This window comes from Streptomyces sp. NPDC049887, assembly GCF_040656535.1.
Lineage (GTDB): Bacteria > Actinomycetota > Actinomycetes > Streptomycetales > Streptomycetaceae > Streptomyces.
This window is the reverse complement of sequence record NZ_JBFAMM010000004.1, coordinates 236810-250000: the sequence shown is the minus strand read 5'-3', so window position 1 is coordinate 250000 and position 13191 is coordinate 236810. Positions and strand designations below refer to the sequence as shown.

9 protein-coding genes are annotated in these 13191 nt (G+C 71.1%); 8 read left to right on the top strand and 1 reads right to left on the bottom strand.

Features of this window, described 5'->3' with window-relative positions:
- The 8 genes from AB0J10_RS07145 to AB0J10_RS07110 all read left to right on the top strand — a co-directional run bounded on the left by AB0J10_RS07145 (nucleotide 1) and on the right by AB0J10_RS07110 (nucleotide 12004).
- Nucleotides 1–1008, top strand: coding sequence for a hypothetical protein (locus tag AB0J10_RS07145; protein ID WP_363058668.1), 1008 nt, complete (start codon nucleotides 1–3; stop codon nucleotides 1006–1008).
- Between the two features lie 573 nt (nucleotides 1009–1581).
- On the top strand, nucleotides 1582–4911 hold the full coding sequence (locus AB0J10_RS07140; RefSeq protein ID WP_363058666.1) for a S8 family serine peptidase: 3330 nt from the start codon (nucleotides 1582–1584) through the stop codon (nucleotides 4909–4911).
- Between the two features lie 191 nt (nucleotides 4912–5102).
- Nucleotides 5103–6131 carry an aspartate-semialdehyde dehydrogenase gene (locus AB0J10_RS07135; RefSeq protein WP_363058664.1) on the top strand — a complete coding sequence of 343 codons (1029 nt, stop codon included), beginning with the start codon at nucleotides 5103–5105 and terminating at the stop codon, nucleotides 6129–6131.
- Nucleotides 6132–6343: 212 nt separating this feature from the next.
- Nucleotides 6344–8914, top strand: coding sequence for an aminopeptidase N (gene pepN / locus AB0J10_RS07130; RefSeq protein ID WP_363058662.1), 2571 nt, complete (start codon nucleotides 6344–6346; stop codon nucleotides 8912–8914).
- Nucleotides 8915–9116: 202 nt separating this feature from the next.
- Nucleotides 9117–10631 (top strand): ATP-binding protein, encoded by a 1515-nt coding sequence (locus AB0J10_RS07125; protein ID WP_363058884.1) that lies wholly within the window; start codon nucleotides 9117–9119, stop codon nucleotides 10629–10631.
- Nucleotides 10628–11035: a roadblock/LC7 domain-containing protein gene (locus AB0J10_RS07120; RefSeq protein WP_269730365.1), complete on the top strand. Its 408-nt coding sequence runs from the start codon at nucleotides 10628–10630 to the stop codon at nucleotides 11033–11035. The genes AB0J10_RS07125 and AB0J10_RS07120 overlap by 4 nt, the downstream gene beginning before the upstream one ends.
- Nucleotides 11032–11394: a DUF742 domain-containing protein gene (locus AB0J10_RS07115; protein WP_363058659.1), complete on the top strand. Its 363-nt coding sequence runs from the start codon at nucleotides 11032–11034 to the stop codon at nucleotides 11392–11394. Before AB0J10_RS07120 ends, AB0J10_RS07115 begins: the two co-directional genes overlap by 4 nt.
- Nucleotides 11375–12004, top strand: a complete 630-nt coding sequence (locus AB0J10_RS07110; RefSeq protein ID WP_363058657.1) for an ATP/GTP-binding protein — start codon at nucleotides 11375–11377, stop codon at nucleotides 12002–12004. Before AB0J10_RS07115 ends, AB0J10_RS07110 begins: the two co-directional genes overlap by 20 nt.
- Nucleotides 12005–12132: 128 nt before the next feature.
- Here AB0J10_RS07110 and AB0J10_RS07105 read toward each other — a convergent pair whose 3' ends face one another.
- The gene (locus tag AB0J10_RS07105; protein WP_363058655.1) at nucleotides 12133–12807 is read right to left on the bottom strand and encodes a hypothetical protein; all 675 of its coding nucleotides are present in this window, start codon (nucleotides 12805–12807) and stop codon (nucleotides 12133–12135) included.
- Nucleotides 12808–13191: the final 384 nt, after the last annotated feature.

Below are 13191 nucleotides of genomic sequence, written 5' to 3'. Positions count from 1 at the left end.
ATGAACCACAACACGCCTCTGTCCCCCCGCCCGTTGAGCGACCTCTCCGATGTGCGGCGGCGCGTGCTGACGGCCGCGCAACTGCGCGCCCGGGGCGTGGCCGCCGAGCGCGTCGCCGAGCGATGCGGTCCCGGCGGTCCCTGGCAGCAGCTCCTGCCCGGTGTGTTCCTGCTGCACCCGGGGACGCCCACCAGCGAGGAGCGGCTGCACGCCGCGGTGACGTACGCCGGCCGCCCCGACCAGGGCGAGGTCATGGTGACGGGGCTCGCGGCGCTCGCGCTGCACCGGTTCACCTCCGCGCCGTCCCTGATGGCTCTGGAACGCATCGACGTGCTCGTGCCGCGCACCCGGCGGCTGCGCTCGGCCGGCTGCGCACGGCTGATCCGCACCCACACGATGCCGAGGCCGGACGTGGTGACGGGGCTGCCCGTCGCCCCCGTGGCGCGTGCGCTGGCCGACGCCGTCGCACGGCTGACCGACCCGCGGGCGGTGCGGCGTCTGCTGACCGAGGCCGTGCGCGCCGGCCACTGCGAACCGGGCGCCGTGGTGGCCGAGCTGACCCGTGCACGGTTGCTGTCCCGCCCCCACGTCGTGGACGCCGTCGACCTCCTCCTCGCCGAGGGGCGCACGGTCGCGGAGGGCCGCCTCTACGACCTCGTACGGCTGTACGGACTCCCCGAGCCGGTGTGGAACGTGGATCTGCGCCTGCCGGGCGGCCCTCAGCTGGGCAGCGTGGACGCGTACTGGCCCGAGGAGGCCGTCGCCGTCGAGCTGGACACCCGCGCCCCGCGCCCCGCGGCCGTCCCGGACGGGCCCGACGCGGACCCGGAGTGGTCCGCGTCCAGCCGCCGGCGCGAGCAACTGGAGCGGCTCGGGATCACCGTCGTACGGGTCGCCCCCAGGAAGCTGCGGGACGTCCCCGTGCAACAGGCGATGGTGCTCCGTACGGCCTTGATGGCCGCCGCGGACCGGGAACCGACGCCGTACGTCGTCGTACTCCCCCGCTGAGGACTCGCAGGGGCCTCCGGCCACCGTCTCGACGACGAGCCCGGCGGGCACATGACCGGTGTCGGAGTGGTGCCGGCCGGCGCCGGGGGCGGATCGCGGCAGGGAGTGCCGTCACACGGGTCTCCCCTCCGCGCGCCGTCGCGAACGCGCTCGCGGGCGGAATCGGGGACGGGGAAGCGGACAGGGCGGGCAGGGCGGAGTGCAGAGGTGCCGGAGGTCGAGCGGCTCCCGGCCCGCGCCGTGGGCCCCGCCGTCCACACCGGCGAGCGTGTCCGCACGGGCCGAGCGCGGGCCGGGTACGCACAGCTCCAGCGGTGCTCCGCACCCTCGACGCACCGGCGCCGAATCCGCCCGCCGATGCAAAAACCGTCCATTGTTGAACGGCCTGACAGGCCGGATGGATGGGCTATCCACCCCTTTGCCCCTCGCGGTGCACGTTCCGCCAGTGGCGGATGTCCGCCATGACCACATCCCGCCCCGGCCAACTCTCCACAAACCCCTGTCACTTGCGAAAGGCTGAGCGGTCATCCGGTACCGAATTCCGGACCCTTCTTTCACAAAACAGGGAAGCTGATGACAACCCTCGAGTCCCAGGGCTCCATATCCGGGCCAAGACGCGTGGCCCGGATCGCCGCCGCCGCAGGCCTCGTGGCCGCGCTGGTGGCCACCGGTGCCGCCCCCGCCTTCGCCGCCACCTCGGTGGACGACCCGGCGGGCGGTCCGGTCAAGACCGCCGAGACGCCCGCCGACAAGCTCGGCCAGGCGGACGCCCAACTCCTCGCCGAAGCCGAGGCGAAGGGCCAGAAGACCGTCACCGTGATGGTCGCCACCGTTCCCGGCCGGACCGAGCAGGTCGCCGGTCAGCTGGACGCCGTTCCCGGCGCGGTCGTCGGCCAGCGGGACGACAAGCTCGGCTACGTCCGGGCCACGCTCCCCACCGCCAGGGCGAAGAGCGCCCTCGGCAAGGCCGGGGAACTCGCCACGGTCCAGGGCATGGACCTCCAGCGCGAGATCAAGCTGGACGATCCGAGGCCGGACGCGGGCGCCAGGGGTACCGCTTCCGCCGCCTCGGTGTCGTCCACGTACCCGGCTCCGGGCAAGAAGACCAAGGCGAAGAACCCTTACAACCCGTCCCACGAGACGGGCGCCGTGGAGTTCGTCGAGGACCACCCGCGGGCCGACGGCCGCGGCGTGACCATCGGCATCCTCGACTCCGGGATCGACCTCGGGCACCCGGCCCTGCAGAAGACCACCACCGGCGAGCGCAAGATCGTCGACTGGGTGACCGCGACCGACCCGGCCCGGGACGGCGACGGCACCTGGCGGCGGATGGACACCGGGGTGACAGGCCCCGTGTTCACCGTGGGCGACCGCAGCTGGAAGGCACCGGCCGGCGAGCACCGGTTCAGTGTCTTCGAGGAGCGGGCCACCCTTGGCGGCGACATGGCCGGGGACCTGAACCGCGACGGCGACACCACCGACAAGTGGGGCGTGCTGTACGACGCCGCCGCCGGGACCGTCCGCGTCGACCTGAACGACGACGCCGACTTCACCAACGACGTCGCGATGAAGCCGTACAAGGACGGCCACCAGGTCGGGTACTTCGGCACCGACGACCCCGCCACCGACATCGCCGAGCGCATCCCGTTCGTGGTGGAGATCCGCAAGGACGTCGAGTTCGAGGCCGGGAAGTTCTCCGACTATGTCAGCATCGGCGTCGTCGAGGGCTCGCACGGTACCCATGTGGCCGGTATCGCCGCCGCCAACGGCCTCTTCGGCGGCCGAATGAGCGGCGCGGCGCCCGGCGCCAAGCTGGTCTCGTCGCGCGCCTGCACCTGGAGCGGCGGCTGCACCAACATCGCGCTGCTCGAGGGCATGCGGGACCTGGTCGTCAACCGCGGCGTGGACATCGTCAACATGTCCATCGGCGGTCTGCCCGCGCTGAACTACGACGACAGCGACCGCGGCGACGACGCCGACAACGCGCGCGCCCTGCTCTACAACCGCCTGATCGACACCTACGGCGTCCAGCTGGTCATCTCGGCCGGCAACTCGGGCCCCGGCGTGAACACGATCGGCGACCCGGCCCTGGCCAACAAGGTCGTCTCGGTCGGCGCTGCCATCTCCCGCAGCACCTGGGCCGCCAACTACGGCTCGCAGGTCGAGAAGCGCTACAACATGTTCAACTTCTCCTCCCGCGGCCCGACGGAGAACGGCGGATTCACACCGACGATCACCGCGCCCGGCTCGGCGATCAACACGATCCCGACCTGGCAGGCGGGCGCCCCGGTGCCCGAGGCCGGCTACACCCTGCCCGCGGGCTACGGCATGCTGAACGGCACGTCCATGTCCGCGCCGCAGGCGACGGGCGCCAGTGCGCTGCTCATCTCGGCCGCCAAGCAGCGTTACACGAAGCTCTCCCCGCTCACCCTGCGGACCGCGCTGACCAGCACCGCCAAGCGCATCCCCGGGGTGAAGGCGCACGAGCAGGGCGCGGGTCTGATCGACGTCGACGAGGCGTGGGAGTCCATCCGGGACGGCGCCACCGCCCACTCCTACACGGTGAAGGCACCGGTCGACACCGCGCTCGACCACCTGCTGAAGCCGGAGGCGGGCTTCGGAGCCGGCATCTACGACCGCGAGGGCGGGTTGAAGCCCGGCCAGCGCAAGACCTACGACGTCACCATCACGCGCACGAGCGGCCCGAACCGGCCGGTCGAGCACGAGCTCGACTTCCGTAACAACGACGGCACGTTCCGTCTCGTCGGCGACGACGAGGTGGACCTGCCGCTGAACAAGCCGGTCACCGTCAAGGTGCAGGCCAAGGCCGGTTCGACCGGCGTGCACAGCGCCATCCTGGAGGTGGACGACGAGCGCACCGAGGGCGTCGACAAGCAGATCCTCACCACCGTGGTCGCCTCGAACGAGCTGGTGAAGCCCGGCTTCTCCTACTCCGCCAAGGGGTCGGTGCAGCGCAACAGCGCCAAGTCCTACTTCGTCACGGTGCCGCAGGGCGCCAGGACGCTGGAGGTCGCGCTCGGCGGTCTCGCCGCGGGCAGCCAGACCCGGTTCATCTCGATCCACCCGTACGGCGTGGCCTTCGAGAGCACGGCGTCCACGGTCTGCTACCCGAACTACGACAACCCGGCCAACACCTGCCGTCCGGACGTGCGCTCCTACGCGAACCCGCAGCCGGGCGTCTGGGAGATCGAGGTCGAGTCGCGCCGTACGTCCCCGGTGCTGGACAACCCGTACAGGCTGGACGTCACGCTGCTCGGCGCCACGTTCGACCCGGCGGTGAAGACCCTCCCCGCGGCCACGGTCGGCACGCCGGCGACGGTCGACTGGACGGTCACCAACGACGCCGCCGCGCTGGAGGGCAAGCTGCAGGGCGGCTCGCTCGGCTCCGCGAAGACGGCGACACCGACCATCGCACAGGACGAGCGCCAGGTGTCCACGGTCACGATCGGCGCGGGTGTCGAGCGGCTGGACGTGGTGATCGGGAACACCTCCGACAAGGGCGCCGACCTGGACCTCGCGGTCCTCAAGGACGGCAGGCTCGTCGGTCAGTCCGCGGACGGCGACTCCGAGGAGTCGGTGTCCCTGACCAACCCGGCCGCCGGTACGTACACGATCCTCGTCGACGGCTACGCGGTGGCGCCCGGCGGCACCACGTACGACTACAAGGACGTGTACTTCTCCTCGGCGCTCGGCACCGTGAAGGTCGACGGGGCGAAGACCGTCTCCCTGGCCAACGGCGCGAGCGCGCAGGTCTCCGCCGAGGTGCTGGTGGCCGGTCCCGCGCCGGAGGGCCGCCGGTTCTTCGGCGAGGTCCGGCTGCTGAATGCGCGCGGCACCGCCGCGGGCACCGGCAGCGTGGTGATCGAGAAGGTCGTCCCGTAACGGGATGACCTGGTCACGAGGGCGGGCGTCCGGCGTGACGCCCGCCCTCCGTGCGTGCGGGCCTGCTCGGGTGTGAGCAAGGCCATGCGTCCCGCCCCTCGGACAATGGATTGGACAAAACGGCCGTGGACAGACGCATCATGGAAGACACCCAGGCCATGCAGGCTGCACAAGCGTACGGAGGAATCCCCGTGAAGGTCGGAATCGTCGGAGCCACCGGGCAGGTCGGCACGGTCATGCGCAAGATCCTCGCCGAGCGGAAGTTCCCGGCCGACGAGCTCCGGCTGTTCGCGTCCGCCAGGTCCGCGGGGTCCACGATCGAGTGGCAGGGCCGGGAGATCACCGTCGAGGACGCCGCCACCGCCGACTACTCCGGCCTGGACATCGTGCTCTTCTCGGCCGGCGGCGCCACCTCCCGTGCGCTCGCCGAGAAGGTGGCCTCCCAGGGTGCCGTCGTGATCGACAACTCCTCCGCCTGGCGCCGGGACCCCGAGGTGCCGCTGGTCGTCTCCGAGGTGAACCCGCACGCGGTCAAGGACCGCCCGAAGGGGATCATCGCAAACCCGAACTGCACGACCATGGCCGCGATGCCCGTGCTGAAGCCGCTCCACCGGGAGGCCGGGCTCACCTCGCTCGTCGCCACCACCTACCAGGCCGTCTCCGGCTCGGGCCTGGCCGGTGTCGCCGAGCTCGACGGCCAGGTGAAGGCCGTCGCCGAGCGGGCCGCAGAGCTGACGCACGACGGCGAGGCCGTCGTGTACCCGGAGCCGGGGGTCTACCAGCGCCCCATCGCCTTCAACGTGCTCCCGCTGGCCGGTTCCATCGTCGACGACGGCTCCCACGAGACCGACGAGGAGCAGAAGCTCCGCCACGAGTCCCGCAAGATCCTGGAGATCCCGGAGCTCAAGGTCTCCGGCACCTGCGTCCGCGTCCCCGTCTTCTCCGGGCACTCGCTGCAGGTCAACGCGCGCTTCGAGCGTCCGCTGAGCGTGGAGCGGGCCTACGAGCTGCTGGCCGGCGCGGAGGGCGTCGAGCTCTCGGACATCCCCACCCCGCTGCAGGCCGCGGGCAAGGACGCCTCGTACGTGGGCCGCATCCGGGTCGACGAGACCGTCGAGAACGGTCTCGCCCTCTTCGTGTCCAACGACAACCTGCGCAAGGGCGCCGCGCTGAACGCGGTACAGATCGCCGAGCTGGTGGCCGACGAGCTCAAGGGCTGATCCGCCCGCCGCATCGCGGGGCGGGGTCGCGTGCCGAGCGCACGGGACCCCGCCCCGTCGTCGTGCGGGGCCGGCCGGTGGTCCGGGCGGAGGGGCACCGGAACGGGCCTCGCCGGGCAGTCCGCCCGGGGGACGGGCGGGCCGCGGGGGGCGCGTGGAAGGATGGGCCGAAACGTCACATACCGAGGACGCAGAAGCGAGGAGATGACCGGGTGCCTGGCACAAACCTGACCCGCGAAGAGGCACAGGCGCGGGCGCGCCTGCTCACCGTTGACTCGTACGAGATCGACCTCGATCTCACCGGGGCGCAGGAGGGCGGCACCTACCGGTCCGTGACCACCGTGCGCTTCGACTCCGCGGAACACGGCGCGGAGACCTTCATCGACCTGGTGGCTCCCGCGGTGCACGAGGTCGTGCTGAACGGCCACCCGCAGGACGTGGCCGCGGTCTTCAGGGACTCGCGGATCGCGCTGCGCCATCTGCACGAGGGCCCGAACGAGCTGACGGTCGTCGCGGACTGCGCGTACACCAACACGGGCGAGGGGCTGCACCGGTTCGTCGACCCGGTGGACCAGCAGACCTACCTCTACACCCAGTTCGAGGTGCCGGACGCCCGCCGGGTGTTCGCGAACTTCGAGCAGCCCGACCTGAAGGCCACCTTCCGGTTCACCGTGAAGGCGCCCGAGGGCTGGACCGTGGTCTCCAACTCGCCGACGCCGGAGCCCAAGGACAACGTCTGGCACTTCGAGCCGACCCCGCGGATCTCCACGTACATCACCGCGCTGATCGTCGGTCCGTACCACTCCGTGCACAGCTCCTACGAGAAGGACGGGCAGAGCGTGCCGCTGGGCATCTACTGCCGTCCGTCGCTCGCCGAGTTCCTGGACGCGGACGCCGTCTTCGAGGTCACCCGGCAGGGCTTCGACTGGTTCCAGGAGAAGTTCGACTACGCCTACCCGTTCGCGAAGTACGACCAGCTCTTCGTGCCGGAGTTCAACGCGGGCGCGATGGAGAACGCGGGCGCGGTGACCATCCGCGACCAGTACGTGTTCCGCTCGAAGGTGACCGACGCGGCCTACGAGACGCGCGCCGAGACCATCCTGCACGAACTGGCGCACATGTGGTTCGGCGATCTGGTCACCATGGAGTGGTGGAACGACCTGTGGCTGAACGAGTCGTTCGCCACCTACACGTCGATCGCCTGCCAGGCGTACGCGCCCGGCTCGAAGTGGCCGCAGGCGTGGACGACGTTCGCCAACTCGATGAAGACCTGGGCCTACCGGCAGGACCAGCTGCCGTCCACCCACCCGATCATGGCCGAGATCAGCGACCTGGACGACGTGCTCGTCAACTTCGACGGCATCACGTACGCCAAGGGCGCCTCGGTGCTGAAGCAGCTCGTCGCCTACGTCGGCATGGACGAGTTCTTCCGCGGCGTGCAGGCGTACTTCAAGCGGCACGCCTTCGGGAACACCCGGCTGACGGATCTGCTGTCGGCGCTGGAGGAGACCAGCGGCCGCGATCTCAAGACCTGGTCCCGGGCCTGGCTGGAGACCGCGGGGATCAACGTCCTGCGGCCGGTGATCGACACCGACGCGGCCGGGACGATCACCTCGTTCGCGGTAAAGCAGGAGGCCCCGGCGCTGCCGCCGGGTGCGAAGGGCGAGCCCGTGCTGCGCCCGCACCGCATCGCGATCGGCTTCTACGACCTGGACGAGGCCGGGAAGCTGGTGCGCACGCACCGCGTCGAGCTGGACGTCGACGGCGAGTTCACGGCGGTGCGGGAGCTCGTGGGCAAGCACCGCCCGGCGGTCGTGCTGCTCAACGACGACGACCTCACCTACGCCAAGGTCCGTCTGGACGAGGAGTCGCTCAGGACCGTCACCGAGCATCTGGGCGACTTCACCGACTCGCTGCCCAGGGCCCTGTGCTGGGCGTCCGCGTGGGACATGACCCGCGACGCGGAGCTGCCGACCCGCGACTACCTGTCGCTGGTGCTGTCGGGCGTCGGCAAGGAGTCGGACATCGGCGTGGTGCAGTCGCTGCACCGGCAGGTGAAGCTCGCCCTGGACCTTTACGCGGCGCCGGAGTGGCGCGAGACGGGTCTGACGCAGTGGACGGACGCCACGCTGGCGCACCTGCGCTCGTCGGAGGCGGGCAGCGACCACCAGCTGGCGTGGGCACGGGCGTTCGCGGCGACCGCGCGCACCCCGCAGCAGCTGGACCTGCTGCAGGCCCTGCTGGAGGGCCGGGACTCGATCGAGGGACTGGCCGTGGACACGGAGCTGCGCTGGGCGTTCCTGGAGCGGTTGGCGGCCACCGGGGTCTACGACGAGGAGGAGATCGCGGCCGAGCTGGAGCGGGACCGCACGGCCGCCGGCGAGCGGCACGCGGCGACGGCCCGGGCGGCCCGTCCGACGCCGGAGGCCAAGGCCGAGGCCTGGGAGTCGGTCGTCGAGTCCGGCACGCTGCCGAACGCGGTGCAGGAGGCGGTCATCGGCGGCTTCGTCCAGACCGACCAGCGCGAGCTGCTCGCCCCGTACACGGAGAAGTACTTCGCGGCGGTCAAGGGCGTGTGGGAGTCGCGTTCCCATGAGGTCGCCCAGCAGATCGCCGTGGGTCTCTACCCGGCGCTCCAGGTGTCGGCGGAGACGCTGGACGCGACGGACGCATGGCTGGATTCAGCCGCTCCGAGCGCGGCGCTGCGGCGACTCGTCCTCGAGTCCCGCGCGGGTGTCGAGCGGGCCTTGAAGGCCCGCGCGGCGGACGCGGCAGCGTCCTGACCTGCGGGGCCGCGAGCCCCGCACGGCGCATGTGAGGGCGCCTCGGAACCATTGGGTCCGGGGCGCCCTCGCGTATGTCCGACAAGCCCCATCAAGGGTGTGTCCGAAGTGTGACCCGGCGTCAACAACCGTGCCATGAAACGACTATGCTCCCTCACCGACGTCATATGATCGTTTCCGTTCAGATGATTTAAGGGTGCTGATGATCCGTGAGGAATCGTCGCCCGGAAGTGGAAGCCCGCGATCCGCGGCCGCTTTCGGGTGGCTGCTGCCCGCCGCTCTGACAGCCGTCGCCACCGTGATCACGGTGCTGCTGCTCCCCGCTCCGGCCCGAATCCCCGTCGCGGTCATCGGCGCCGTCGCCGCGGTCGTGATCGCCGCCATCGGCGCCGAGGCAGCCCGCCGCGGCAGGGTGATCGACTCACTGCGGCGCGCCGTCGCCGAGCGCGACTCCGTACTGTCCCACCAGGCCTCCCAGACGGCGCACCTCGCCGGCACCCTGCTGCCAGAAGTCGTGGAGCGGCTCCGCAGGGGCGAGTTCCCGGAGGACGTCCTCGCCTCGCTCAACGCCCCGGAGGCCCACCAGGCCGTCGTCCGCACCGTCGTCGACGCCGTCGTCGCAGAGGAGGACCTGCGCGAGTCCGCACAGCGCGCCTTCGTGAACATCGCGCGCCGGGTGCAGGCCATCGTCCACCAGCAGGCCCAGGAACTGCGGGAGATGGAGGACCGGCACGGCAAGTCCCCTGACGTCTTCGGCGATCTGCTCCGCCTCGACCACGGCACCGCGCTGATCGGCCGCCTCGCCGACTCCATCGCCGTGCTCGGCGGCACCAGGCCCGGCCGCCAGTGGAGCCGGGCCGTGCCCCTGTACAGCGTGATGCGCGGCGCCATGTCGCGGATCATCGACTACCAGCGCGTCGAACTGCACTCCGTCTCCGAGGTGGCCGTCACCGGCCCGGCCGTCGAGCCGCTCATCCACGCGCTGGCCGAGCTCCTCGACAACGCGACCCGCTACTCCCCGCCGCAGACCAAGGTCCATCTGACGGCCGTCGACGTCCAGTCGGGCATCGCCGTCGAGATCGAGGACGGCGGCGTCAGCATGAGCGAGGAGGCCCGCAAGCGGGCCGAGCGGATGCTCCGCCAGGCACAGCAGGGCATCGACCTCAACGACCTCGGCGAGACACCACGACTCGGCCTCGCCGTGGTCGGGCGGCTCGCGCAGGCGTACGGCTTCCAGGTGTCGCTGCGGCCGTCCGCCTACGGCGGCGTCCGCGCGGTCCTCGTCGTGCCGCAGGACCTGATCACCACGACCGCGACCGCCACCGGTCTCGCCCACGGCATCGGAGCCGCGTCCGTCCCCCGGACGACGCTCCCGCCCGAGGCGGTCCACGCCCCGCCGGCGCCCCGGGCGGCCGCCGTCCCCCCGGTGACCGCCGGCACCCAGGTTCCCGCTTCGCGGCGCCCTGCCACCGGCCCGGTGGCCTCCGGGCCGGACCCGGTGGTGGTCGAGCGGGCCCCGAACGGCCTCCCCCAGCGGCGCCGCAAGACACCCGCCGTCGCACCCGACGCACCCACCACGCCGGCGTCGTCCACGCCGAACGCGGCTCCGGAGCAGGAGCCCACTCCGCAGGTGCAGCCCGGAATGTGGCTGGCCGCCTTCCAGAGCGGTCTGTCCGGGGAGCCCACTGACGCTAGCAAGGGGAACACGCAGCCATGATTCAGCAGCAGGCCAATATGGACTGGATGCTCAAGGACCTCGCGGAAGGCGTGCCGCAGACCAGGCATGTGGTCGTGCTCTCCGCCGACGGTCTGCGCATGGCCCAGTACGGCACGGACACCGACACCGCGGACCGGCTCGCCGCCGCGTGCGCCGGGCTCCAGTCCCTCGCCGCCGCGGTGGGCTCGGAACTCCCGCGCAGCGAGGGCCGGATGAGGCTCGTCGTGATCGAGATGGACGGCGGCTTCTTCTATCTCATGGCCGCGGGCGCCGGGGCCTTCCTCGCCGTGCTCGCCGACGAGGGCGTGGACGCCGGGCTCATGGGACAGCGAATGCGCGACCTGGTGCTGCGGATCGGGGACCACCTCAGCAGCCCGCCTCGCCAGGACGGTGTGGCCAGGTGAGCGACCCGGGCGGCGGGGACTGGGAGGAAGCCAGTCCCGAGCGGCTCTACGTCATCACGGGCGGCCGCAGCAGCACGTCCGCCCCCGTCGAACTGGACCTGGTCACGCTGATCGTGGCCAGGTCCCGGCCGAAGCCCGGAATGCAACCGGAGCACGCGGCGATCATCGAGCTGTGCCAGTCGCCCCTGTCGGTCGCGGAGGTCTCCGCGTACACGGGGCTTCCGGTCAGTGTCGTCACCGTCCTTCTCGGCGATCTCCTCGCCGACAACCGGGTGGTCGCCCGCGCGCCCGTCCCACCCGCCAGACTCCCCGACCGCGCTTTGATTGAGGCAGTGATCGATGGACTTCAAAAGCTCTGAGCAGTCGGCGCCGACGGCCGGGCCGCGGAGCGAGGACGCGCTGCCCGAGACGGCCGCGGCCGCCGTCAAGGTGGTGATCGTCGGGGGCTTCGGCGTCGGGAAGACGACCCTGGTCGGATCCGTCAGCGAGATCCGGCCGCTGACCACCGAGGAGACGATGACCCAGGCGGGAGTCGGCATCGACGACACCTCGGGCATCGGCGGCAAGACCTCCACGACCGTGGCCATGGACTTCGGCCGCATCAGCGTCAACGAGGAACTGGTGCTGTACCTGTTCGGCACGCCGGGGCAGGAGCGCTTCTGGTTCCTGTGGCGCGGGCTGTTCGAGGGGGCGCTGGGTGCGGTGGTCCTGGTGGACACCCGGCGGCTGGAGGTCAGCTTCGACGTCATCGGCCGGCTGGAGGAACGGGCCGTCCCGTTCGTCGTGGCCGTCAACTCCTTCCCGGACGCCCCCGAGTACCCGATCGAGGAACTGCGCGGCGCGCTCGACCTACCGGACTCGGTGCCGATCGTGCCGTGCGACGCCCGGCAGCGCTCGTCGAGCCGGGACGTGCTGATGACACTGATGCGGTACCTGCAGAGTCTCGCCATGACGCAGGAAGCGTCCTGAGCAGACCGCCGGCGGCAGCGGGAGCGGTGCGGTGGGGCCCTGATCAGCGACGACGTCGGCGCCCGTGAGCGCGAGGGGCCGGCACCCGGAGGCGCCGGCCCCTCGCGCTCAAGGCCGTGCCCGACGCGTCAGTGCTGCTTGACGAACGCCCGGCCCGCCTTCGAGCCCGCCGAGCAGGACTTCTTCTCCGCCGCGGTCATCTTGCGGCTCTTGACGACCACCGCGTTGCTCTTGCCGTCCGTGCCGTTCTTGGCCGGGCCGGTGATGGTGTCGCCCCAGAACCAGTAGTAGTGGTTCCACTTGGGGCTGTCGAAGTGGGTCTGCCAGGTGCCGGAGACCCGCTGCATCACCTGGGCCCGGGAGATCCAGCCGACCTCCCCCGGCCGCACCGTCATGTTCAGCGAGCTGCTCGCCGTGTGCGTGCTGGTCCAGCTGTGGTCGTAGCTGGCCGTCACGCTCAGGTCGACTATGCCCGCGATGTTCCCGCCGGCCGTGACCGAGACGCCCACCGAGTCCGTGGAGCCGACCGAGTCGGTCCACGTCATCGACTGGGTGGCGGGAGACGTACTGCAGTTGAAGAGCGAGTCGGAGACCTGACGGAACTTTCCGAGGTACGCCTCGCCCAGCGTCGGGTCGTTGAAGCTGCACTTCCCCACGCCCGACTCGCAGTCCGCCCTCAGGAGTTCGCGGGTGGGTCCGCCGTCCGCGGCCGCCGTGGAGGTGGCCGCCACGAGGATTCCACAGGTTGCCGTCGCAACGGCGAGTGCCCGGACGCCCCGGCTCAGGGCGTGACTCATCGTCATGCTGGTGCCTTTCACGCTGTGTGGGGAGTCGGTGAACTGCGCTGCCACGCCCGGAAGTCGGGCGCCCTGACCAAGCCGCAATCACCGCCTGTGAACGTGAGATTGTCCCAATAGTCACGCCAACCCCACCAAGAACAAGCAAAGTTGTAGTTGATTGCGAAACCGAACTTTTCGGTAACCGCACCAAACACGAACAACCACGGACGGACCTTCGACGAACCCTTCGACGAACCCTTCGGCGCACCTCGACGCGCCTCGGGCGCGACCGGACGGACACGGCCGGACGGGACGACCGGCAGGATCGAACGGCAGGGACCTGCCGCCCGGCCGGTCCCGGGGAGCACGGCGGCACGAGGCGTACGGCAACGAGGCGCGCGACATGCC

What these genes read in the sequence shown, in the direction of transcription:
- AB0J10_RS07105 (WP_363058655.1), bottom strand. Translation starts at nt 12,807, where the DNA reads ATGACGATGAGTCACGCCCTGAGCCGGGGCGTCCGGGCACTCGCCGTT.
- AB0J10_RS07140 (WP_363058666.1), top strand. Translation starts at nt 1,582, where the DNA reads ATGACAACCCTCGAGTCCCAGGGCTCCATATCCGGGCCAAGACGCGTG.
- AB0J10_RS07145 (WP_363058668.1), top strand. Translation starts at nt 1, where the DNA reads ATGAACCACAACACGCCTCTGTCCCCCCGCCCGTTGAGCGACCTCTCC.
- AB0J10_RS07110 (WP_363058657.1), top strand. Translation starts at nt 11,375, where the DNA reads ATGGACTTCAAAAGCTCTGAGCAGTCGGCGCCGACGGCCGGGCCGCGG.
- AB0J10_RS07125 (WP_363058884.1), top strand. Translation starts at nt 9,117, where the DNA reads ATGATCCGTGAGGAATCGTCGCCCGGAAGTGGAAGCCCGCGATCCGCG.
- AB0J10_RS07120 (WP_269730365.1), top strand. Translation starts at nt 10,628, where the DNA reads ATGATTCAGCAGCAGGCCAATATGGACTGGATGCTCAAGGACCTCGCG.